At 42.1% G+C, this 24,484-nt stretch carries 20 protein-coding genes and 1 pseudogene; 6 read left to right on the top strand and 15 right to left on the bottom strand.

The features are described from left to right. Window positions 1-4: 4 nt before the first annotated feature. Window positions 5-533, bottom strand: a pseudogene (locus tag MHH86_RS15115) (NAD(P)H-binding protein). 156 nt (window positions 534-689) lie between these two features. Here MHH86_RS15115 and MHH86_RS15110 point away from each other — a divergent pair. Next, window positions 690-1,598 (top strand): AraC family transcriptional regulator, encoded by a 909-nt coding sequence (locus MHH86_RS15110; protein ID WP_076144149.1) that lies wholly within the window; start codon window positions 690-692, stop codon window positions 1,596-1,598. Between the two features lie 443 nt (window positions 1,599-2,041). On the opposite strand, the gene MHH86_RS15105 is transcribed toward MHH86_RS15110, so the two are convergent. Next, window positions 2,042-3,538 carry a glycoside hydrolase family 43 protein gene (locus tag MHH86_RS15105; RefSeq protein ID WP_076144151.1) on the bottom strand — a complete coding sequence of 499 codons (1,497 nt, stop codon included), beginning with the start codon at window positions 3,536-3,538 and terminating at the stop codon, window positions 2,042-2,044. A 143-nt stretch (window positions 3,539-3,681) separates the two neighbouring features. Here MHH86_RS15105 and MHH86_RS15100 point away from each other — a divergent pair, with 143 nt between their 5' ends. Together MHH86_RS15100 and MHH86_RS15095 are read left to right on the top strand one after the other, a co-directional pair. After that, window positions 3,682-4,545 (top strand): AraC family transcriptional regulator, encoded by an 864-nt coding sequence (locus MHH86_RS15100; RefSeq protein ID WP_076144153.1) that lies wholly within the window; start codon window positions 3,682-3,684, stop codon window positions 4,543-4,545. Between the two features lie 714 nt (window positions 4,546-5,259). Next, on the top strand, window positions 5,260-6,390 hold the full coding sequence (locus MHH86_RS15095) for a glycosyltransferase family 61 protein (protein WP_081390244.1): 1,131 nt from the start codon (window positions 5,260-5,262) through the stop codon (window positions 6,388-6,390). 76 nt (window positions 6,391-6,466) lie between these two features. Here MHH86_RS15095 and MHH86_RS15090 read toward each other — a convergent pair whose 3' ends face one another. Both MHH86_RS15090 and MHH86_RS15085 read right to left on the bottom strand, forming a co-directional pair. Then, a complete protein-coding gene (locus MHH86_RS15090; protein ID WP_076144156.1) occupies window positions 6,467-7,192 on the bottom strand; it encodes a RibD family protein in 726 nt (241 codons plus the stop codon). A gap of 12 nt (window positions 7,193-7,204) precedes the next feature. After that, window positions 7,205-7,951: an SDR family oxidoreductase gene (locus MHH86_RS15085; protein ID WP_076144157.1), complete on the bottom strand. Its 747-nt coding sequence runs from the start codon at window positions 7,949-7,951 to the stop codon at window positions 7,205-7,207. A gap of 168 nt (window positions 7,952-8,119) precedes the next feature. Here MHH86_RS15085 and MHH86_RS15080 point away from each other — a divergent pair, with 168 nt between their 5' ends. Continuing rightward, window positions 8,120-8,665, top strand: a complete 546-nt coding sequence (locus MHH86_RS15080; RefSeq protein WP_076144159.1) for a TetR/AcrR family transcriptional regulator — start codon at window positions 8,120-8,122, stop codon at window positions 8,663-8,665. 238 nt (window positions 8,666-8,903) lie between these two features. Here the strand turns inward: MHH86_RS15080 and MHH86_RS15075 are convergent, their stop codons facing one another. The 11 genes from MHH86_RS15075 to MHH86_RS15025 all read right to left on the bottom strand — a co-directional run bounded on the left by MHH86_RS15075 (window position 8,904) and on the right by MHH86_RS15025 (window position 21,399). Beyond that, window positions 8,904-10,769 (bottom strand): ABC transporter ATP-binding protein, encoded by a 1,866-nt coding sequence (locus tag MHH86_RS15075; RefSeq protein ID WP_076144160.1) that lies wholly within the window; start codon window positions 10,767-10,769, stop codon window positions 8,904-8,906. Then, entirely contained in the window at window positions 10,756-12,495 is a 1,740-nt protein-coding gene (locus MHH86_RS15070; RefSeq protein ID WP_076144162.1) for an ABC transporter ATP-binding protein, read from the bottom strand. Before MHH86_RS15070 ends, MHH86_RS15075 begins: the two co-directional genes overlap by 14 nt. A gap of 18 nt (window positions 12,496-12,513) precedes the next feature. Beyond that, window positions 12,514-12,999: a nitroreductase gene (locus MHH86_RS15065; RefSeq protein WP_036677894.1), complete on the bottom strand. Its 486-nt coding sequence runs from the start codon at window positions 12,997-12,999 to the stop codon at window positions 12,514-12,516. Continuing rightward, the gene (locus tag MHH86_RS15060; protein ID WP_051490998.1) at window positions 12,986-13,351 is read right to left on the bottom strand and encodes a hypothetical protein; all 366 of its coding nucleotides are present in this window, start codon (window positions 13,349-13,351) and stop codon (window positions 12,986-12,988) included. The genes MHH86_RS15065 and MHH86_RS15060 overlap by 14 nt, the downstream gene beginning before the upstream one ends. Window positions 13,352-13,554: 203 nt before the next feature. Continuing rightward, window positions 13,555-15,159, bottom strand: a complete 1,605-nt coding sequence (locus MHH86_RS15055; protein WP_076144163.1) for a response regulator — start codon at window positions 15,157-15,159, stop codon at window positions 13,555-13,557. After that, window positions 15,149-16,915: a sensor histidine kinase gene (locus MHH86_RS15050; RefSeq protein ID WP_076105667.1), complete on the bottom strand. Its 1,767-nt coding sequence runs from the start codon at window positions 16,913-16,915 to the stop codon at window positions 15,149-15,151. The genes MHH86_RS15055 and MHH86_RS15050 overlap by 11 nt, the downstream gene beginning before the upstream one ends. 104 nt (window positions 16,916-17,019) lie before the next feature. Continuing rightward, window positions 17,020-17,859 (bottom strand): carbohydrate ABC transporter permease, encoded by an 840-nt coding sequence (locus tag MHH86_RS15045; protein ID WP_076105666.1) that lies wholly within the window; start codon window positions 17,857-17,859, stop codon window positions 17,020-17,022. Further along, window positions 17,859-18,758: a sugar ABC transporter permease gene (locus tag MHH86_RS15040; protein ID WP_036677901.1), complete on the bottom strand. Its 900-nt coding sequence runs from the start codon at window positions 18,756-18,758 to the stop codon at window positions 17,859-17,861. Before MHH86_RS15040 ends, MHH86_RS15045 begins: the two co-directional genes overlap by 1 nt. 58 nt (window positions 18,759-18,816) lie before the next feature. After that, complete coding sequence (locus MHH86_RS15035; protein ID WP_036677903.1) at window positions 18,817-20,172, bottom strand: extracellular solute-binding protein; 1,356 nt, start codon at window positions 20,170-20,172, stop codon at window positions 18,817-18,819. A 220-nt stretch (window positions 20,173-20,392) separates the two neighbouring features. After that, window positions 20,393-20,722, bottom strand: coding sequence for a 2-keto-3-deoxygluconate kinase (locus MHH86_RS15030; protein WP_256717299.1), 330 nt, complete (start codon window positions 20,720-20,722; stop codon window positions 20,393-20,395). 41 nt (window positions 20,723-20,763) lie between these two features. Then, window positions 20,764-21,399 (bottom strand): SUMF1/EgtB/PvdO family nonheme iron enzyme, encoded by a 636-nt coding sequence (locus MHH86_RS15025; RefSeq protein ID WP_176462527.1) that lies wholly within the window; start codon window positions 21,397-21,399, stop codon window positions 20,764-20,766. A gap of 190 nt (window positions 21,400-21,589) precedes the next feature. Between MHH86_RS15025 and MHH86_RS15020 the strand changes: the two genes are divergently transcribed. Further along, entirely contained in the window at window positions 21,590-22,036 is a 447-nt protein-coding gene (locus MHH86_RS15020; protein WP_076144165.1) for an OsmC family protein, read from the top strand. Window positions 22,037-22,157: 121 nt separating this feature from the next. After that, complete coding sequence (shc, locus tag MHH86_RS15015; RefSeq protein WP_076144166.1) at window positions 22,158-24,050, top strand: squalene--hopene cyclase; 1,893 nt, start codon at window positions 22,158-22,160, stop codon at window positions 24,048-24,050. Window positions 24,051-24,484 lie beyond the last annotated feature (434 nt).

Raw genomic sequence — 24,484 nt, 5'->3', positions numbered from 1 at the left:
TCCTTTAGATTTTGGGTTTGTTAACTCCTAAACTGCGGCAAATTTCCATATCTGGTGATTCGGCCAATTTAACAACTAACGCAGCCACACTTTTTCGCGACACTTCTCTCCCTTTAAAAGGTTCACCTTTCTGAGTTGTTTCGTAGTCAAATGATTTCTACTGATTTTCGATATGGATCCAATATACTGCTGTACTTCTCTCCGGGAACTTCATCGTAAATGCCCATTGAGCTTATAAAAATCAAACGTTTAAGACCAGTTGTATTCATTGCCTCTACGATAGATCTAGACATTCCTTCCAAATTACCAGCCAGATTGGCATAAACAACATCTTGCCCGATCATCGCTTCTTTTAATTGCTCACTATCCATAACGTCCCCTTCAACTACTCGAGCACGGCTGGATGTTATATAGCTTAATCTGTCCGAGTTGCGAAGATATAGAGTTAACTGAGCATCGGTTTCGTTCAAGAATAAATCAATCGCATGACGAGCAATTCCACCGTTAGCGCCTAAGATCAAAACATTGCTCAATTTCAAAACCCCTTTCTTAGTTCTAATTATGCGATGTATGAAGTTGACACCGTTATCTCAATTATCTTAAATGATTGCCTATTCCTCTCACTAGCACTAACACAAAAGATGCTTTTACTTTATAATTGAGTAAGAATAAAACATTAGGAGGAGCACATGTCTGAAGAATTACTAGAGCGGAAAGAAGAACTCGCCAGATTGATTGAACATCATTCGTGCCAGGATGGAGTATATGAGACCGCTATCCCCTCATTGTTTGTGATTCGTAACTCCAACGTGACCGAGCCAGTATACAGAGTATACAAACCTTCTTTATGTTTCATTGCGCAAGGAACAAAGGAGATCATACTGGCCAAGGACCGTTTTGAGTATGGTCCCGCAAATTATCTAATATCATCAATGAATTTACCGGTTATCGGTCAGATTATAAAAGCTTCTCCCAATGCACCCTATTTAAGCTTTAAGCTAGAATTTACGCAGAGTCAGATATTGAAGGTACTAAATGATTCCGAATTTAAACTCGCTCCGAAAGAAAATGCTAAGCGAGCTATGTATGTCGGGCAGATAGAGTTATCACTATTGGATGCGATCCTGAGATTGGTACGTTTGCTGGATGATGCCAAGGACATTCCGTTTTTGGCTCCGATTTATACTGATGAAATTCTATACCGCCTTCTGCAGGGACCATATGGAGTTACACTCGCACAGATTGCGATGGAAGGAAGCAGCACCTACCGCATTCGGGAGGCCATCGAACAGATTATCGAGAACTGTGATAAACCTTTGCGCATTGAAGAGCTTGCTGAAACAGCCAGTATGAGCATTTCTTCGTTCCATAGACACTTCAAAGAGGTAACTGCCATGAGTCCTATACAGTTTCAAAAGCATCTGCGCTTACAGGAAGCTCGCCGCCTTTTATTATCTGAATCAGCGGATGCAGCGGATGTCGCGTTTCGCGTTGGCTATGAAAGTGCATCACAATTCAGCCGCGAATATTCACGGATGTTCGGTTCACCACCTAGAGCAGACATCAAGCGTTTGAAGGAAGATATGCTCATTGGATAAAAGCGTGCTTCATTCATAATAGGGAACTATCCGCTAAACACCAACATGTATAGGTAACCTTTGCGCACACGCTGATTCTATCGGGTTTATCGCTAATGAGCTTATTACTATCGGACCCAGAGGACCTTAAACGCAGTAATATCTCACATTTGGGATGCTAAAGGACCGCATAGCTGCTATTGGCTCAAAAAACGCTCAATCTGAATCGCTTTCGAAGTAATAGCTGCAATGGGGTCCGAAACTAAGCTCAAAAAGGGATAAATACGCAAATAACGTCCTCTGAGTCCTTAAGCCCAAGAGGTTTATAAATACAAGCTGAGGCAAACAACCAACGACAACCAAAAAACACAAAGCAGCGATTCATCCATACTTGGAGAATCGCTGCTTTGTGTTTTCCACAAGCTAACACTGCTTTTTCTGACGAACACGTAGCCGACCGCTTTTTATTTCTTTTGATAGCTAAACCAATCATAATAAGCAGTTGTTTGATTAGGAGAGTAGTTATACATACCAAAAAATACTCCAGTAAATCCGCCTGCGACTTCAGTAGATATCAAGTGTGTCTCGGCTTCGCCAAGCAGATGCCATATTTGATCCACACCTCGATAGTAAAATATATATTTTTCAGGTAATGCCTGGATTCTCAATTCTACCCCTGCGCCTTCGAAAGGCGAAGAATATGCCGCAACACTTATGCTCCCTACCTGTCTGCGCAGTGCAATAACATTTTCACCTTCCATCTGCGTTAGTCCAATTGCGTAGTGATACTTCTGATCCATAAAAACTACAAGACCAGCTTCGTCACCATCAAGAGGGCTAAATTCCATTTTGGTGGTAATTTCACAATTCAAATGCCGCTGTCTACAGCCAATAAAAGCAGGCGTTCCCTTCTCATTTAATCTCACATCTGATCCACGTAAAGCTAGCCACCCTCCCCGTTCCTGCAATGACCAATCCACCTTATTAGCATTACGAATGAAATTCCAGCTCATTCTTAGGTCAGATTGATTAAAATCGTCGGTTTCAGGCTCTTCTTCCCACGGCATTGGTGAAGGCAGGTCAGCTTCCATTTCTAATCCAACCACTCCGTTATCCCCAATCATTGGCCAACCCTCCTCCGTCCACTGAACCGGAGCCAAATATGTCTCTCTGCCAAGATGATGACGGTAAGGATAACCTACTGGTCGAATCCCCAGAAATACCGCCCACCAGCTACCATCCTGTGCTTCAACTAAATCGGCATGTCCTGTAGCTTTAATGGGGTAATCTGAACTTCGATGAGTCAAAATCGGATTGTGAGGAGACGATTCATAAGGCCCATATGGCGATTTACTTCTTGCAATAGTCTCCATATGTCCATATTCTGTCCCACCTTCTGCACACATCAAATAATAGTAATCGTTTATTTTGTAAAGATGTGGACCCTCCGGGAATTTCCCTCCGCTGCCAGTCCAGATCAAGCGTGTATCGCTAAGCTTATGGCCCGTTTCAATATCAATCTCACATTGGTAGATCCCCATCCCTTGCTCGGAGCCTGTGCTTGTGAAATAAACCTTTCCATCATCAAAAAACAAGGAGGGATCAATACCTTCCTGCTCCACATAAAGTGGATCCGACCATTCACCTGCCGGGTCATCCGCCCAAACGTAGAAATGACCTCCGCTATCCTGATTTGTCGTAACCATATAAAAACGACCGTTATAATATCGAAGAGTCGGCGCCCACACACCTCCGGAAACCACTGATTCATCAAATTGAAGCTGATTCTCACGAGTCAAACAATACCCAAGCTGCTTCCAATGCACCAAATCCTTGCTGTGCCAAATAGGTATTCCCGGAGAATAGGCAAATGAACTGTTTACCAGATAATAATCCTCGTCTACTCTGCAAATGCTTGGATCTGGATAAAACCCCGGGATAATCGGATTGTTATATTTCATGTAGTATTCTCCTTCTCTATCTTAATCACTGAAACCTATGTCAAGGATTATACTGCTTCAGCTGGATAGAAAGCCTTGATTATTCGGTCCTAAAATAGCATGATATAGACATTCATCTAGACAAGCTTTTGGAGGGTAACGAGTTGAGTGAATTTTATTTAAAATGGTTTACATCTGATCGTCAATTTCCATTTTTTATTCAATACGGCTATCACGACAAAGACACCGATTTACATAGACATGCGGACTTTTCAGAGCTCGTAATTGTATTGAGTGGCACAGCTACACATATTGTTAATACTGAGGAGTCTTTTATCAAAAAGGGAAATGTGTTTGTAATTAATGGTTCGACCCCGCATGCTTTTAAAGATCCTCAGGATTTCAAGATCTGCAATATTATGTTTCAGCCTGAAATGCTATCGACAGATGGGCCAGATTTGCGGACATCCAACGGCTTTCAAGCATTATTTGTGTTGGAACCCCTGTATCGTCATAAACATTCCTACACAAGCAAACTCAGCTTGCCGATTCCTAACCTGGAGTATGTCTCTTTTCTCATAGCGGGCATGATTGAAGAATATCACAACAAGCTACAGGGTTATCAGACCATGCTGGGCTCCAAGTTTATGGAACTGGTTGTCTATTTGTCCAGACATTATGACCAACAGGAAAAAGGGATTCAAGGGAACCATCTGATGCATTTGGCGAATGCACTCTCATATATGGAAGATCGTTATCTTGAGCCCTTAACACTGGATCAGATCGCCAAACATTCGGACATTTCAGTCAGACACTTAAACAGGATCTTTCGCTCCTACTATCAGACAACCCCGATCGCTTATCTTCATCGTTTACGTCTGGAACGGGCTTGCGGACTATTAAAGCATTCTAACCTCAGTATCACCCAAATCTCACATGAATGCGGGTTTAGTGATAGCAATTATTTTACCCGCCAATTCACCAAAATCTATGGGATGTCACCTAAGGTCTATAGGAACAAGCTTTGAGGGTAAAAAAAGAACACCAGGCAGCGATTCTCCTATTGTTGGAAAATTACTGTCTGGTGTTTTTGGATTAACCAGCTTACCTGATCAGATTATGGGCAAGTGAATATAAACAAACTAATGGTCCGCATATCGCTTATAGCAAACCTTGGAATGTAACCGATCGGAATGCCCTCTCCGTATTCTCTTAGTTCTGTGTCTTAATCGAATCTGGGAGATAACTGCATTCTATACACTTATTCCGTACGCAAAAAGAACCTTCATACTTTAACTGCATTCTATACAACTAAAAACGATCAAATCCACCTATTGGGTAGAAAATCAAGGAAATAGATGTACGAAGTACACTTATATCCCCGAGCTGAGTGATTTGAAGGAATATAGTTGTACGAAATGCAGTTAAACGTTGGTACACATCGCATCCATCGACTATCTATTCAGCGTTAGCGTGCTCGTCGCTTATTAGTTAATAAGTTAATTCATACCAACAATGGAACATATGTCTTTTTCAGAAACGCAATTTCTTCATAGGTTAACGCACATATTTAGATTTTTGGATCTGATCTGTTTCTGTGCGATGAGTTGTTTCTGCTCAGTCTCACGTAAGTCTTCTTTGTTCATCCACCTCTTTCCGAGTAAGCCTGTGTCCAAAGAATCTTCATTTCATAAAATAGCTTAATAAGGTTTCTGCGCTTCTACTTGGGAATATGAGGTGACATGATGTTATTTTCTGCACAAGGGGTACCACCCCAAGGATATTACCAAAGCATCTGGGACTTTACTTCCCACAACGAAAACAGTACAAAGGAAGCTGGGAATGTCGTTCCTTTTGACTTCGGACGGGCGGCTGAGTTCAGAGCGCCCAAAAGCATTGAAACGAGTATTGCTCCAGCACTAACACCTTATTGTTTAGAGCCCTTTGGCGTATACGTAGCCACCATTTCCAGAGGGAAGGTATGGGGAGAATCTGGTGCCCTTCTAACACCAGAAGGGAAATTGATCTTTGATCTTTCCCAAGAATATGATGCCGAACAATACAGGATGCTTGAAGCAGATGAGCACCCAGTGTTTCACCGGTGGAACGATCCTCAGCTTCAACATTTTGCCGGGACCGCGGCGGTGTTAACATTTTGCGGAGCCCATAACTATTTTCATTGGATGTATGATGTGCTCCCTAGGCTAGCGATGCTTCGATCGAGTGGAATTACTTACTCCTCTATTATCATGAATCCAAATCCGTATGGACCCTTTGTCGAACAAACGTGGGCCATGCTTGGGATATCCGAGTCATTGGTGATCCGGACGAATTCAGAAGCATATGTTCAGGCTGACCAGCTACTTGTCCCTTCCTTAATGATGAATTCACATTATCCTCCTTGGACCACGGATACACTGCGGAGATTTTTGTTACCGCATAGAGAAACAACACTAGTCACTCCAGAACGAATTTATATCTCACGAAAAAAAGCAAGCTCAAGAAGGTTGGTTAATGAAGATGATGTCATCCGCTGCCTAGAGAAATTTAATATCGTACCGATTTGTCTAGAAGACTGGACGGTTGCCCAGCAAATCCAATTATTCGCCTCAGCGAAAGTAATCGTAGGTCCGCATGGTGCTGGACTCGCTAATCTGGCTTTTTGCCAGCCTGGAACACAGGTCATTGAAATTTTCCATGCCCAGCATGTTGTTCCAACCTATTGGATGATCAGCAACCATAATAATCTCGAATATTATATGGTGTACGGGCAAGGTGTAGCAGATCCTGCGATTCGTTTTCCAGGACTGGAAGACATCTATGTGAACGTAGATCGTCTGAAACAAACGATGCATCTGGCAGGCTTGGAATGAGAAGCTTGCTTACTACTTTCTCGAATTCAAAAAGCGCAAAGCATATTTTGCTTTGCGCTTTTTAAGAAACATAGATTTAATCACGCCGTGTTACATACTTCAACCATAGCCCATCATCCGCAAGTTTTTCTACACTTTTTAAGCTGAAATTTGCTGAGGGCTGTTGTTTCATAGATGAATCCATTTCAAATAAGGTCACAGAATTAGAGGCTCCATCTACGATGGGAACTATAACCAAGCTCAACTCATCAATTAAATCTTCATTCAGGAAAGAGCCGTTTAAAACGCCCCCACCCTCCAGCATCAATTCATCGATTGAGAATAATTGTTTCAGCTTTCTCACGACTACAGAAAAATTCAATCGTTCTTTTCCACCGAATATATATGAGATTCCTAGATTTTTCAGATAAGCTAGATAAGCATCAGATACCTGTTCTGTAAGCACTTCAATGATATGATGCTCTGTTCTATTGTGACTTCCTTCTGAAATGTAGTTTTTGGTCCAGCCCAGTTTTCCCGAGGGATCTACAGCTACTGCATATGTTGAGGCATCATTTTGAGCGATAAATTCTGTTCTAGGAATGCTTGAAGTGTTACTCTGCTCTAATTCTAATTTATTGCCTAACGTAAAATTTTCCTCCATGGTAATCCTGCCACATATCCAAGCTTTACATCCATACCGATCATGAATGTTTTCGTACTCATCAATAAAATAGGCAGTCCGTTCTTCATCCAAGTAATCTCCGATGGTTTTACCATCCAATGAGATAAGCATATGGCAAATAATATAGGGCCTGTCCATAACGATCCCCTTTTAACCTACTTGAACTGTTGGGCGAATAATCATTTCATTGATAGCCAAATCTGAAGGTTGCTCAATGGCAAATGTGATGGCACGAGCGATGCTGTCTGCATCAATGGCTATTTTGTAAAATTCATTCAAGCCAGCTTTTGACTCTGCATCTGAGGTAGTATCTAACAATTCGCTGCTGACGGCTCCTGGAGAAACATTGGTAACACGAATATTGGTTCCACTCATCGCTTCTTCTTGACGAAGCCCTTCAGAAATTGCTCTAACCGCATGCTTGGTGCCACAATATACTGTACCCCCTGGGTAAATGTTATGGCCAGCAACCGATGATAAGTTAATAATATGACCAGATTTTTGCTCTCTCATTGATGGGAGAACAGCTGCAATCGCATATAAAACCCCTTTGATATTTACGTCAATCATTTGATCCCATTCATCCACCATTTTCTTAAAAAGAAAAGCTTGTGGCATGATTCCCGCATTATTAACTAATACATCAATTTTGCCAAACTCTTTAAGTGCATAAGCTGCCAGTTCTTCCATTTGTGCTTGGGAAGTCACATCTGTCACTTTGTAGATGGCTGTTCCACCACTTTGTTCAATTTCTCCTTGAAGCTTTTGAAGACGTTCCTCACGACGAGCGGCTAGAACAAGCTTAGCACCTTTAGAGGCTAGTTCTTTCGCGGCGGCTTCCCCAATCCCACTAGAAGCACCTGTAATAATTACGACTTTATCTTTGATATTTGACATGTAAAAAAACACCCTTTCGATATTGTATATTGATTTATTAATAGACTATAATCTATTATTATAAACAGTTACAGAATACATTCAATTGTACGATGAGTCTGTTTTGTTCAATACTAAACAGATCCTATAAATGTGTTTATTATTTTTAGAAAGTAAGGTGAACCCCGAATGTCTAAAGTGGATAGAAGAATACTCAAATCTCAAGATGCGCTTAAAAAGGCCGTCATTGAACTGATGACTAAGAAAAATTTTGACGACATTACCATACAGGATCTCTCCGACACAGCAAATGTAAGCCGGGGAACGATCTACCTTCATTATCTGGATAAATATGATTTGTTAGATAAACTTATCGAAGAACATATAGAGGTCCTAAGAGCACTTTGTGAATCGGCGTCTGAATTGGATTTTATCGAGGCAACGTTGATCTGGACGGAATACTTCGATAAAAATTTTTCTTTCTTCTCTATGATGTTAGCGAGTAAAGGTGCTCCTTATTTTCGAAATCGTTTCTTAAGCTTTCTTCTCGATGAGTTTCGGCATGAAGTAAATGTCACCGCAGGAATAAACCAAGGGTTAAATGAAGAGGTTATTATTAGTTTTGTTGCATCGGCTTATGCAGGGGTAGTGGAATGGTGGTTCAAGAATGAAAGACCTGTAGCACATCAAGTCTTGGCTGAACAACTCGGAACGTTATTAGAGAGGAATTTATAAAAAGAGCGGCGATTCTCCTATAATAGGTGAATCGTCGCTCTTTTTTATCGGGCATTAATTACGCAATAGATTACACATCTTTTTAAGGACTTCGGACCCTGGGATGCTATTCCTTCACCCCAATAGCTGCAGTGGGGTCCTTTAACATTCTGAAAATCAGAAAATCTCGCCTTTAAGGTCAGATGAGTCCGATAAAAGCATCTACTTACAAATGTTATCGGTTCAAGTAAAGATTCTTTTAAATCGCTCGTTTGAACTGGGTATTGTACAGCTCGTAATAAACACCTTGCAGCGCAAGAAGCTCTTTATGACTGCCTTGCTCGGCAATTCCGCCACCCTGAATAACGAGTATACGATCAGCATCCTGGATGGTACTAAGCCTATGGGCGATCACAAAGCTTGTTCGTCCCTTCATTAGCTTTTCCATCGCCTGTTGAATATGCATTTCCGTACGCGTATCCACACTGCTGGTTGCCTCATCTAGGATCAAAATAGCTGGATCAGCTAGAATGGCGCGGGCAATCGTTAAAAGCTGGCGCTGGCCGTGGCTCAAATTACTGCCTTCCGCATGGAGAATAGTCTCATATCCATGCGGCAGTCTATTGATAAAGGCATCTGCATTGGCCAATCTTGCCGCTTCCTCTACCTCTTGGTCTGTCGCATCAAGACGGCCAAAACGAATATTTTCCCGAATCGTACCCGAGAATACATGCGCGTCTTGCAATACCATTCCCAATTGACTACGAAGTGCGTTTTTATCCAGCTCTCCAATCTCGCGCCCATCAATGAATATGGAGCCGCCGCTCAAATCATAGAATCTGATCAGCAAGTTCACAATGGTCGTTTTCCCAGCACCCGTTGGGCCAACAAGCGCAATTTTCTCTCCGGGTTTTGCTTCAAACGTAACCCCACTCAGAATTGGTGAATCCGGCTTGTAAGCAAATAAAACGTCTTTGAAAACAACATTCCCTTTTAACCTCGGCAGATCGTCACTTTGTTCATCACCGTCACCGTATTCGGATGGCATATCCATGACTTCAAACACTCGCTCCGCACCAGCAATTGCCGACTGAATTAGATTGTACTGGTTAGCAAGATCGGAGATCGGTCGTCCGAACTGTTTGGAATACGTAAGGAAGCTAACGATTACACCAACCGTAGCCATGTTATGAAAAGCCATCCAGCCACCCACCCCGGCAATGATTGCAAATCCAAGGTTATTAATCATGTTCATAACCGGTCCCACTAATCCGGAAACAATTTGTGCCTTAACGCCGACTTTATTCAGCTCTCCGCTGATTTTGCGGAACCGTTTCACTTCTGTCTCTTCCCTGCTGTATTGTTTGACCACTTTTTGTCCGCTGATGGTTTCTTCGATAAATCCACCCAACTCACCTAAATGGCGTTGCTGATTTTTAAAATAAGTTCGACTTAAACCTATGATTTTACGGCTGGACAATAACACAAGAGGGATCGTTATCAGTGAAACTACGGTCAACGGAACGTTCATCATTAACATGATCACTAGTGAACCGCTTAGTGTGATCAAACTGTTTAATAACTGGGTCACACTCTGATTAAGTGTACTGGATACGCTCTCTATGTCGTTGGTTGCCCGGCTCATTAGTTCTCCGTTAGCTTGCGTGTCAAAAAACTTAATCGGTAGCTGTTGATATTTGCTGAACAAATCACGACGCAGCTCGAATACGGTATTTTGTGAAACGGATGTCATAACATAGGCTTGCACCCAAGCAACCACACTGCTTAGCCCATAAATACCAATTAGGAGTAGACAAAAGCGAATTAGACCCTGATAATCGTGGGGAATTACGGCAGTGTCAATGGCTTTACCGATTAGATAAGGCCCAATCAACGAAAGGATTGCATTCAACACAGTAAATACATATACAATGATTAACCCGAACCGCTGGCGGTTCAAATAAGTCCAGATGCGTTTGAGTGTGCTCGCTTGATTCTTAGCGCGTACGATTGGCACGGCTCCGCCGCGCCCGGGAGCAGATCCCGGTCCAGATCCAGGTCCCGGTCCGAATCCTCCTGATCGATTAAAAGGAGTGGTGTTCATGCCGTTATTAAGCTTTGACATAAGGCACCTCCTCTCCCTTCATCTGTGATCTCCAAATATCTCTGTATATTTCACTGCTATTCATAAGACCATCATGTGTACCTTGTACAGCAATTCGGCCGTTTTCTAATACCAGAATACGATCAGCGTCAATTACAGAGGTGACACGCTGAGCTATCAAAATATTCGTGCTGCTGCGCAACCGTGTTTTTAACATCTGCCGGATTCGTGACTCTGTCGCTGCATCGAGCGCACTAGTGCTGTCATCCATAATGAGGATTGTTGGCTGAATTAAAAGTGCCCGTGCAATCGAAAGCCGCTGCTTTTGCCCACCGGACAGGTTAATGCCACGCTGGCCGAGCTCTGTATCGTAACCCTGTGGAAGTTCTAAAATGAAATTGTGAGCTTCAGCGGCTATTGCTGCTTCTTCCACATCCTCATCTGTGGCATCCGGTCTGCCATATCGGATATTATCGCGGATAGTACCGCTGAACAGAATAGCCTGCTGCATAACATATCCGATTCTGCTGCGCAAATCTTCCAGAGCAATCATACGAGTGTCGGAGCCGTCAATTGTGATTGCGCCAGAGGACACTTCGTAAAACCGGGGAATAAGGCTGACCAATGATGATTTACCAGTACCGGTGGCACCAAGAATGGCGACTGTTTCTCCTGGCTCCGCAGTGAAATTAATACCGTCTAACACTAGATTTTCATCCGTAGGATCATAAGCAAAAGATACATTGTCAAATACGATCCGACCGTTGTGTATGGCATCTTTTTTAGCGTTGGCAACTTCTGTAATCTCACTAATGGTGGAAAATACTTCATTCTCCCGATCGGCAGAAACCTTGGCTCGTGAGAAGAAGGTCAACATATTGCTTAACATCAGCATTGACATCAACAATTGGGTTATATAGTTAATAAAAGCGATCAGCTGACCAACTGGCAGCCCACCGTTCCAGCTTTGCACTCCCCCAAACCATAGTACAGCAACAATACTGGCATTTAGTACAAGCATCATTAGCGGCATATTTAATGACATTAACCGTACCGCTCTTATCGCAATTTCTGTATAATCCTTGTTAGCTGTATTAAAGCGTTTCTGTTCATGATTAGCGCGGACGAATGCTTTGACTACACGGATGCCGGATAAATTTTCCTGCAACACTATGTTCACACCGTCTAATTTGACCTGCATTTTTTGAAACAAAGGAAAAGAAAGTCGGATTAACCCATACAATATTAAACTCAAGAGTGGCACGGCAACGGCTAGGATGAGGGTCAGCATAGGACTAATCCGGATGGCCATCACCAAGCTTCCGACTAATAGCAATGGAGATCGAATACTCCTCAAAATCATTTGCACAAAGGTTTGCAGCTGCACCACATCATTTGTTAATCGCGTAATCAGTGAGCCCGTCTTCAATTGATCCAGGTTCTTGTTAGAAAATTTCTGAATATGTTCAAACAAGCTAATCCGCAAATCATTACCGAAGTTTTGAGAAGCAATACTCGAAAAAATAGTGCAGCCCACCCCACCAATTAGACCGATAAACGCTACACCAAGCATAATCAGTCCGGTCGAGAAAATATGAGACAAATCTTTTGTCATAACACCCTTATCCACAATGCTCGCCATGAGCGTGGGCTGCAGTAAATCCATAGTCACTTCGACCAACATCAGCAATGGTGCCAACACACACCACACCCAATATGGCCTCAAATAATGCTTAAGCTTCCACATTCCGCCACCTTCAATTGTTTAAGATAAATACGTGATTTTAGAACTAATCGGTGTTCTGGGTTTCGCATTCGGCATTTCCTCCGGATAACCCATTCCAAATATCCCAATAACATCGTAATTTTCTTGAACATTAAGAATCTCACGATTATGAGGCAAAGCCCCCAGCGAAGCCCAATACGTACCTACACCTGCTTCATGTGCAGCTAATAGGAAATTTTGTACGAAACAAGCAGCAGCCATAACATTCTCATCGCGTTCAAACGCAGTTGCGGCAGGCTTAGACAGAACTGCAAAAACAACAGGTGCGTTGCCAAAATCCGTCTTATGTTTTAATTTCGCTCTAGTATTGGGTCCGATGAAAAGAAGCTCCCAAGGTTCGGTCATACGATGATTAGGAGCGTAACTTGCAGCCTCCAGCCATGAATGTAACTCCTCTTCACCTATTGGAGTCTGTTTGAATTGTTTTATACTTCTACGGGTTTTAATGAGCTCAGTTATTTTCATCTTTTTCTTTACTCTCCTCTTTTTTAACATTTGATGTTGTATCTTCTGGAGCGATCTCATGAATCTGAAAGATTTGTTTAAACTCTTCAATGATCGCTTCCGTTGCTTTTAATTCACCGCTAACCACTTGTTTAATCGATTCAAGCTCAGGCTGATTTAACTGCCGCTGTAATGTAGCCCGGTTAACCATAAGCTTATCTAAAAAAGCGATGGCTCTGCCACGGCGAAAAGTTTGAGCACTTTTAGGATGTTGATCCATTTGTTCTGTCATCCCATGTTTCATAAAGCCTCGATCTCTGTGTTCTCCATGCTCCCTATGACCGCCACGTTTGCCGATATGTCCTTCACGCATTTTATTTCCTCCTTTTGCAGTAGTGTATACAATTGTATACGCGTTCTTCATGTATACAAATGTATACGATAGAATCCATTTCTGTCAAGATCCTTTTTCCATTTTGTAACATCATAATTGCTCATTTTATATCTGAAAAAACAATAAAAACCCGCATAAAGTGCGGGCTTAAAGAGAAAAATTATCAAATTCAACGGAGTGATTTATAGGGAAAAACTATTTTTCTTATACTCCTGAACGGATACTCCCATTACTTTTTTAAAACAGTTACTGAAGTAAAATGGATCTTTAATGCCTACCTTTTCAGCAATTTGATAAGCTTTCCAATCCGTTTCATTCAGAAGCTTCACCGCTTTTTCCATTCTGCACTTGAGAAGATAATCCGTAAAGCTAATCCCTATGTCCTGCTTAAAGATCCGGCTAAAGTAACTGGAATTCATGTGGAATTTATTCGATACATAGGATAAAGACATCTCCGGAATGTGCATCTCCTGTTGAATAAATTCTTTAACTTCATGGATAATATTATTGGTTTTTTTGCTACGTGCCCGGGTTACTTGAGAGGTTACCTTCTCTGTGAGTTCAAGTAATGTCTGTTGCATGTCTGGCAGGCTATCGAGCTCAAAAATCCTTTTATATGGCGAAATATCGAAAGAAAGATTATTATCTAGTATAACTCCCATTTCAGCGAGTGAATTGATTAATGTGGAGACAAATTGGGCGGAAACCAACCTAGCTCGTTCCACAGAAAAAGCCTTGGACTTCTCCAAATCCTGAAACATTTTCTCGATGGATTGCATAGCCTTGTCTAAGACACCAGCTTTTACAAAAAATAAAATTTCCTCAATTTCATTCGTCTTAACTTCCCAGGATCGGCCTCCGAAATGAATTTCATCATTAAAAAAATAGATGGCGTTACTGCCCTTTAACTTACCATATCTAACTGCCTCCAGCGCCTCTTTATAGGATTCTTTGATCCTATTGAAATCCGTACAGGTACTACCTACGCCAATGCAAGCTTTGCATTCAAGCTTTTCATGGAGCGATTGGGCAAGCCACTCTCCAATCTTCGTAAGATTCTGATTATCTTTTCTATTAAGAAGGACAATGCGTTGACTGTTATCAAAAAAAACTTCGATTCCCTCATACTCTTCAAGCGCATAATCAATAAACCTCTTACAACGCAAAGACTGCAGGATTCGTTGTTCCTCCCCTTCTTCTAAGGAAATTTGAAGTTCAATGAGCATGATTGAAAACAGGCTGTTCGCTGAGTCAGGAAAAAAGTAATGGAACCGGCTGTCCAGCTGATCGGGGTCCCAGAGGCCTGATAGCAAATCATTTAGAAATTTTTCTTTTAGTTGAACGGCGTTTTCTTTTAACTGTCGATTCAGTTCCTGATATTCGTTCCACCGCTCTGTCTCTTCCCGGATTTTCCCATGAAGATCTACCGCAACTCTTCGTACTTCCTCGGCTTGAAGCGGCTTCAAGATAAAATTTTGTACTCCAATGTCCAGGCTTCTCTTTGCATATTCGAATTCGGGATGTGCAGTGATGATCACAATTTTGACTAGCGGATACCTTTCTTTTATCAACCGGCTTAATTCCAGTCCATCCATAAAAGGCATACTGATATCTGTAAATACTACATCCGGTTTCATCGTTTCGATCAGATCTAACGCTTCGCTTCCATTCGAGGCCTCACCTACGAATCTGTAACCAACCGCTTGCCAATCTATAATAATGGGAACAATTTTTCTCGCATTAATTTCATCATCCACAATAATGGCTCTGAGCAGTTCAAGCTCCAAGACTATTCCCCTCCTCAAGCGGTAGTTCCAATTCAATCCGAGTTCCTTCTCCCGGTGCACTGACCAAACTACAATTCATGTCCGCCCCATAGTACAGCTTCAGACGCATCAAAGTACCGCGCAATCCAAAACTGGACTCATTTTGCCCATAGGGCTCAGCTTGCATTTCCCGACGTTTGTCTTCATTCATGCCCACACCATCGTCTTCCACGATTAACTTCAGTCGATTCCCCTGAATTCGGGCAAGGATGCGAATCTTACCACACTCCCCTAAAGGGCGAATACCATGATAAAGCGCATTTTCTACAAGCGGCTGAAGCGTCAATTTGGGTATCCGAACATACTCAGCTTCTTCCGGCACCTCAATTTCACTTGTGAAAATTTCTGGATAGCGAATATTTTGTATACTCAAATAACTTTTAGTGATCTCTACTTCTTCTCTTAACGTTACTACATCACTGCCCCTACTAAGACTCTGACGATAGAAGGCTGCAAGCTCAGAAATAATCTGGTACGCCTCATTATTATTTCCTGACAAAGTTAAATAGCCAGCTGATTCTAACGTGTTATATAAAAAATGTGGTTTAATTTGCTGCTGCAAAATATCCAATTCGAGTTTCCGAATCAATTTCTGTTCTTCTTTCTCCCGCTTCAGCGCTTGCTCAATGGTCATAATCATATTGTTATACCTATCTTTCAACTGGTTCAGTTCATCAGTTCTCGCCTCGTACCGAACCAAACTGAACTCTCCAATCTCCACTTTTTTCATGGATCGCAGCATATGTAAAATAGGTGTTGTAATGAATCTAGAAATCCAGACGGAACCTAAAAATATAGAAATGAAATTAAACAACATAATCATTAACAGCATTAGATTAAATTGACGATAGGGGCTTTCCCATTCCCCCAGAGGCTGAGCGCTAGTAAACTTCCAACCACGATCCATTGAAACCAGAGAAGAGATCAGATAATTATGATCTTTGATCTTTACGATTTTGCTACTGCCGAGCGGCACATCAAGCATAGAAGAGTTTGTATAAGTCAATAATTCAGGCCTTGTAAAATCAAGGAGTGTCTCATATCCAGTTTCGATCATTAAATCAGGTTTATTATCGTTGATCGAACGTTCATAGCTTTTTTTCAGCTCCTGAACGGTAATGTTCACGACTAATACTCCTATTTTCTTGGAAGTGTTCATGTCGTTTACGATGCGAATCAGAGAAATATATTGTGGATCCTGCTGGGGTTCCTTCGTCTCAAAATTGAAGATACCTCCGGCATTTTTCCTCCAAATTGCTTTTCCGTCCAAGGCGACCGCCTCGGAGTACCATTCCGCTGACTCGATCCCATCCGTTCTGATCGGTTTTGCAGACTGCAAATCAATCGCAAACTTACGTCCTGCATTATCGAATAGATAAACAGAAGAGATAGAGGGCTCTGCGAGCATAAAATCTGACAGAGCCACCTCTAGCTTGTAAGTTAAAATCCCGATGTCGTTACCCGCCAGATCACTGCCCAAAATTTCCTGAACTGTGTTGTTCGACACGATCATCTTGGAATAATTATTCGTGCTGTCAAGAAGTGATTCAATTCCGGAATTCATGGCGTTTAAGGTTTGAAGCGATACCTCACCTACCTTTTCCTCGGTGAATTTCTCATTGATTCGTTGGTACATAATACCGCTTGCAATCATGGAAACCACTAATAAGGCCAAGTAGTAAAAAACGATTTGTGATCGGATACGTGCAAACCTCATCGGTAACCTCCTGGCCGACAATTAAGCGAATACGGACCTTTATTTATAGCTACTTCAATACGATACTAGTATAGCATTTTTCGAAGGATTCCTATCCCATTGCTTTAGCCCTTAACTGCCCCGGCAATAATGCTTTTTTGGACTTGGTTACTTAGGAACAAGTAGATAATGATCATGGGTAGTGTAGCCACAACCATTCCAGCGAACATAGGTCCGAATTCTGTGGCATAGGCACTTTTAAACGAATTGATGGCGACGGTAATTGTTGCTAAGTCAGGATCATTAATGAACGTATTAGCAAACATCAGTTCGTTCCAAGCGGATAAAAAAGTAAAGATGGAAGTGGTTACGATAGCCGGCTTTACAAGCGGAAGCATAATACGGAAAAAAACCTGATAAATATTGCAGCCGTCTACAACGCTGGCTTCTTCCAACTCCCCTGGCAGCGCTCTAAAAAAACCAATCATGATAAAGATTGTAGTAGGAAGTGCACTAACGGTATAAGGAATGATTAAAGCCCACGGTGTATTCAGCAAACTTGTCATTTTTAACATCTGAAAGACAGGTAGCAGCGTAGCATGTACGGGGATCATCAATCCCAGCATAAAGAAAGTAAGCACCACATTATTAAGCTTCCACTTCATTCTTGCGACAGCAAAAGAAACCATTGCCGATAACAGAGCAGAAATAATGACAGTTACCGTTGTATACATAAGGCTGTTCAAAAAGTTACGTGCGATATTCGCCTTAAAAAGTGCGTAGTCGTAATTCGCCCACCGCCACTCATTAGGCAAGCCCATCACATTTGAGCCTGTAATTTCTATGTTTGTTTTAAAGGATGAAAATACAAGCCACACGAGCGGATACAATTGAATAACGGCGAAGATTAGAAACGCAAGCTGCAAAACAACCTTTGGCCAGCGGCGGTTATGTGTTGTTGTCATTAGCTCTCCTCCTTATCATCGTAGGTTCTGATCAGTTTTTGTAGAACTAAGTAGAAAAAGAGACATTCCACAACCATAAACACGGCCATCGCGCTGCCGTACCCATACATATTGCGATTAAAAATCGATGAATACATCAATGTACTTGGAACACTAGTTTCCGGTGTAGGGTAGCCATTGGTCATAATGAAGACTAAATCGAAAAACTTTAATGATCCCAAAACAGCAAATATGACGCATACCTTCAGGATCGGTGAGATAAGTGGAATGGTAATAGAGAAGGCGGTTCTTATACTTGATGCTCCGTCAATTTTTGCAGCCTCGTACAAATCTTCAGGTATCCCTTTGATGGCAGCGTACATTAGAAGCATATGGTAGCCGATATATTGCCAAACGATTGGAATCATAACACTTATTAGTGCTGTTCCGCTTTCCGTTAACCAATCATGTGTCCAGGAGGACAAGCCTAGTTGATTGAGTATCGTATTCAGCAAGCCATATTCAGGCTGATAGATTTTCAGAAACATAACCCCGATGACAGAGGAGGATACCAAGACTGGAATGAAATACAAAGTACGATACAGCTTTTCACCCCAGACCCCTCTGGCAAGAACCAGAGCGAGCACCAGAGCTATCGGAAGTTGCATGAAAACAGAAAGAACTGCCAGATACAACGTATTAAGTATCGAATGATTAAAATCCATGCCGTACGTATCTGTAAAAAATAAATCCTTATAAGAAGCTAAACCGATAAATTTAGCCGGTTGAATCCCATCCCAGTCCAGCAGACTGTAATACATGGACTGAAGGATCGGTAAAAAACCAACAAGAATGTATAAAATCAAAGCAGGAACAACAAATACGGCGATAGCCTTTTTGTTTCCGAATACTTGATGCATGCTTCACTCCACCTTTAAATCGATCAGGCGGCGAACAATTCTCGCCGCCTGACGCAGATTATTGTCCTTGATTGACCTTGCTCTGTAATTCTTTCGTGTAGTCTTCAGCTGTTGTTTTTCCGGCAACGAATTTCATCAGCGAGCCGAACATAGATTCAGTGTCATTACCATTCAGCATTTGATCCCACCAGTAGGAGAAACCTGTTGCTGAAGAAGACAATTCACCAATTTGCAGAGCCAGTGGATTCATTTGAGAAGTGTCACCTACATCAACTTTCCATGCTGAGGAGCCTGAACCAGCCAGAAATACTTCTTTAGACATGGTCTCAATAAAGAACTTGTATACTTCCCATATTCTTTCCTTGTTTTTCAGATCGGCATTGAGCACGAATGTTTCACCCGAACCTCCGAACCACTCGTCAGCATTTCCTTTCCCCCCTGGAATGGTTGGAAATTTAATCGGTACCACTTTACCTTTGACCAAAGAGTTATCATCTTCAATCTGTCCGTTGACCCAAGCACCCATGAACATCATAGCTGCTTTGCCTGATAGGAACATATTTGTCGCGTCATCATAAGAAGTTCCAACAAAATGTTTGCCGAAGGAGTCCGCATCAATCAATTGTTTGTATTTCGCAGCAGCTTCTGTGAATTCAGGTGTGTCGAATGATCCTGTTTTCGTTAAAGCGGCATTTACAGCATCCACGCCTGCCATCCGGATGGCTAGAATCGCGTTCCATTGCATGGCTGGCCATCTGTCTTTAGCCCCAAGTGCAATCGGCTGAATACCTTTTGCTTTTAGTGCTTCAATCGCAGCAACAAGCTCATCCCATGTTTCCGGAATTTTTGCTCCTGCTTGCTCAAATAGTTCTTTATTAACGTACATTTGAGCAGTAGCTATATTGATCGGCAGACCGTAAAGCTTGCTATCGAAGACGAAATTGTCTGTCGTACCTGGTACGATTTGGTCCAGCGTTCCATCTTTTGCGAGATCATCAATGGACAGAATCCGGTTCCCCGCTATAAATGGCTCAGAGAATCCGCCACCCCAGGTGTAAAAAATGTCGGGCAGTTCATTGGCTGCTGAAGCCGCTTTCACTTTTGTTTTATAAGATTCGCCCCCAACACCTACATGCTCGATTTCTACATTAGGGAATTTAGCCTTGGTTGCCTCAAGTGCTTTATAAAAACCAACAAACCCGCCATCTTTAGAATTTGGATCCGCGAATTGAGACCACATGGTAATCTTGAGCTTCTCTTCCGCCGCAGTTGTTTTTCCCGTATTGCCTGCGTTTGCATTAGCCTCGGAATTCACGTTATTCCCGTTGTTCCCACCACAAGCAGTGATAAGCATGGACATAGCCATCAACACTGTTAGAGTTAGGTTCATCCTTTTTTTGTTGACTTTTTTCATTCTTTTTCGCCCCCCATTTTTATATTGCTTACAGGACTAATTATATAAATCAATTTATCAAGTGAACATGAAAGCGTTTTACTTTATGATGTATTCTCTTTACATTAGACATTTTTCTTTATTAACTACACATAAAGAAGACCTCTGATTTCTTCAGAAGTCTTCTTTTTTCATTCATATCAAAACCTAGGGCATGAACACCTCTATATAGCTGAGTGGCTTAGGTTCTATCTTCTCTATTATCAGAAGTTATCTCATGAATCTGAAACATATGAATGAACTCATCGATGATCGCTTCTGTAGCTTTTAGTTCACCACTAATGACTTGTTTTGCCGATTCAATCTCTGACTCTTTTAGCTGCTGCTGCAACGCCGAACGATTAATCATTAGCTTGTCCAAAAATGCGATAGCCCTAGCACGACGAAAGGTCTGAGCGCTTTTGTGAGGATGCTCCGAACCCACCTTGACTCCATTTATATTCATTTCTCCATGCTCTCCGTATTCTCGATGCTCGTTATAACCATGCTTATCTATGTGTCCTTCGCGCATGTTATTTCCTCCTCTAACTCCGATTACAAATGTATGGCCCATTAATAAGACCGGGCAAGACGGAAGCCAAGATCATCTACGCTAAATGTTGGATGACTACGACGGCGGCATGTGGCTCCACATCCTCTGTCCTCTTCTGCCCAGCTGCCTCCCCGAAAAATTCGATAGGAGCCATACACTTGTTCATCATATAAATCCCAGCACCATTCCCATACATTTCCTAACATATCATAAAGTCCCCAAGCATTGGGTTCCTTTTGTCCTATTTCGTGGAGTTCGCCACCTGAATTTTCATTATACCAAGCAATTTTATCCAGTTCTCCATATTGATAACCGGAAGTTCCTGCTTTACATGCATATTGCCACTCTGCTTCTGTTGAAAGTCGATATCCGTTTGATTCCTTATCCCAAGTAATGAGTTTACCATCTTCACCTATAGTATAAGCTTCTATAAATCCAGCTTTCTGGGAAAGCAGATTGCAAAAAGAGATGGCTTCAAACCATGAAATATTCACAACCGGTTTTAGATCTCCATGAGATGAGTTATTAATTATAGCATTGTATAGATCCACAGTTACAGGATAAGGTGCAAGAAGAAACGGTTTGATTTCTGCTTTCCATCTACGCTTTATCCGATCGTCTCTTAATTCTATTTCTCCCCCTGGAATTGCAACCATAGGATAGTCCAAATAGCTCTCAATTTCGATTGACACTCTAGCTGCCTCCTATCTATTATTTTAATCATGTATTGACGGGTATACAGAATAGAACTATAATCTATACAATTCCTAGAAACATACTATGAATTATAAAAAATAAGAAACATTAAATCATCCTTAGTTTGTCCACAAGAAGGAGTGTAAACACATGCCAAATGTTCAAACTTTCAAAGCAACTGCTCATTTGCAAGACGGCGTTAGGGTCGTTACTAATGTAAGACAATTCGAGCTGGTCATCGACGAACCGACAAGTCTAGGGGGTACGGATACAGGAATGAATCCTGTTGAAGCTTTGCTCGCTTCTTTGGGTGCCTGCCAATCCATTGTAGCTCGGGTCTACGCCTCTAAATTTGAGGTGGAGCTAGAAGATTTCAGAGTAGATGTGGAAGGTGACATGGATCTCGACGGATTCTTCAACCGCTCTGAAGTACGTCCTGGCTATTCCGATATTCGGTATACATTCTACATAAAGACTCCATCCCCTGCTGAGAAGGTCGAACAGTTCGTACAATTTCTGGAGAGCAAATGCCCTGTAGGTGACACCATTGCTGCTCCGGTTAATCTCAAGCTACATCGTATTGTGATTGAAAATTAACCGTTTTATAATGCAAAGAGAGCTGCAAAGTTGCGTAAAAGCGACTAAGCAGCTCTTTTTCATGACCTGTTCTCCGACTTCATATAATGTTAAAAATGATGCCTTCGGAGGAACCCAAAAAATGACGGATATACTAAGAAAAGTAGATAAAGAAATCGAACGTTTGACAACGTTCTTGCTACAACAGCAGAAGGATGACGGCTCATGGCATTTTTGTTTTGAGAACGGGATTGTGATCGATGCTTATATGATCATTCTCTTTAGGGTGTTGAACCGACAGAATGAAACCCTCATTCGGCAGCTACATGAACGCATTCTTGACGCACAACAGCGAGAGGGTTTCTGGCAGTTATATAAGGACGAAGAAGCTGGGAACTTATCCACATCGGTCGAAGCTTATTATGCCCTGCTCTACTCTGGGTACAGTAAGATAACAGACGAGCCAATACTGCGGGCTAAGCGTTATATACTGTCTAAAGGTGGATTAGGCAAAGTCACAAGTATCTTAACTAGAGTCATTCTCGCCGCAACGGGTCAAAGCAAGTGGCCTTTAGCAATTTCTTCGATTCCACTGGAGGTGCTTTTGTTTCCGTCTTACTTCCCTATTAACTATTTCGAATTCTCTGGCTACTCTAGGGTACACCTCACTCCTATGCTCATTATGGCCGATCGGCGATTTTCGATCACTACAGCCCATGCTCCTGATCTGTCAGATCTTATGGAGACACGGTTGGATGCAGATGAATCGCCTACTCGTGGATATCAGGAGCTGCAGGATGTTATTCAAATGGGTTTGAGCAGATTACTCGGGAGTCCACACTACATACATGAAGCTGCCAAAAACAAAGCAGAGCAATATATGCTCCAGCGAATCGAATCCGACGGTACCTTTTACAGCTATGCCAGCAGTACAATTCTTATGGTTTTTGCCCTGCTTGCTCTCGATTATGATCGGCAGCATCCAATAATTACAAAGGCCATTCAAGGTCTCACCGCGCTGCAATGCCAATCAGATCATAAAACTACAATTCAAAACTCTCCATCTACAATATGGGATACAGCGTTAATCTCCTATGCTTTACAAGAGGCTCAAATTCCGGTTGATCACAAAGGAATAAAACACGCTGCAGCTTATCTTCTGGATAAACAGCATCATCAAACTGCTGATTGGAGCATCCATAATCCGGATACAGTTCCCGGTGGATGGGGATTCTCTGAGTCTAATACAATCAATCCGGACGTAGATGATACAACGGCAGCCTTGCGAGCCATCCGAAGCTTATCAACAATTCACCCTTCATATCTGGAATCATGGAATCGTGGACTGAATTGGGTCCTATCGATGCAAAATAACGACGGTGGCTGGCCGGCATTCGAAAAAAACACCAATAAAGAAATGCTCACATGGCTCGCAATCGATGGTGCTAAATCTGCAGCTATTGATCCTTCGGAAGCAGATCTTACCGGACGAACTTTGGAGTTTCTCGGAAACTTCGCTGGTTTAAATACACAACACGAGTTCATTAAACGGGGTACGAAATGGCTGATTCAACATCAGGAGAAGGATGGTTCGTGGTATGGAAGATGGGGTGTTTGTTATATTTATGGCACTTGGGCATCATTAACAGGCCTGCAGGCTGTTGGGCTCCCTATAAATCATGATACGTTGCAAAAAGGAGTGAAGTGGCTCCTAAGCATTCAGAACTCGGACGGCGGCTGGGGGGAGTCTTGTCACAGTGATCGGCTTCTACAATATGTTCCTTTAGGAGAAAGCACACCTTCTCAAACCGCCTGGGCACTTGATGCACTCATCGCTGTTCAGCCGGAGCCAACAGTAGCGGTGGAAAAAGGGATTCAAAGACTAATCACGTCTATTCATGAAGAGGATTGGAAAACTTCTTATCCAACTGGCGCTGGACTCCCCGGTAATTTCTATTCCAATTATCATAGTTACCGCTATATCTGGCCACTACTCACATTGAGTCATTACAGAAAAAAATACGGTCAAGGATAATACTCGGTAATACTCGGTAATAACTAGCGTTGTCCTGCTCCACTTCTTAACTGTCTCGAAAAAGCTTGGATCGCCAGAGCAGCAATCGTCCGTTACTGGAGAATCTCGTTGCTCTGATGTTATGAATCGAGAGATGAATGCTTTTGTCCGTTGCACCTACCTAAATCACCCAGTCTTGATCAAGCTTAGAGCTTTTCGGACTCAGAAGACGCTATTTGCGTAGGCTTTTGAGTTAGATTAAGGACTCCAGTGCAACTATTCCTTAAAAAGAGAGTCATTTCGGGTGTTTTTCATAGTAATAACTGCGATAGTGTCCGTTAAAATTCCAATTGTAAGCTAAATCTGCTCTTAAGGTCAGCTGAGTCCGATAGCAAATACGTGTGCGCAAAATGTTACCTATCAAGCCAACTTGCCATTTGGATCAGCCCTATAGG

The sequence above is a fragment of the Paenibacillus sp. FSL F4-0097 genome (assembly GCF_038593125.1).
Lineage (GTDB): Bacteria > Bacillota > Bacilli > Paenibacillales > Paenibacillaceae > Paenibacillus_AQ > Paenibacillus_AQ odorifer.
This window is presented reverse-complemented; position numbering and strand designations above follow the sequence as displayed.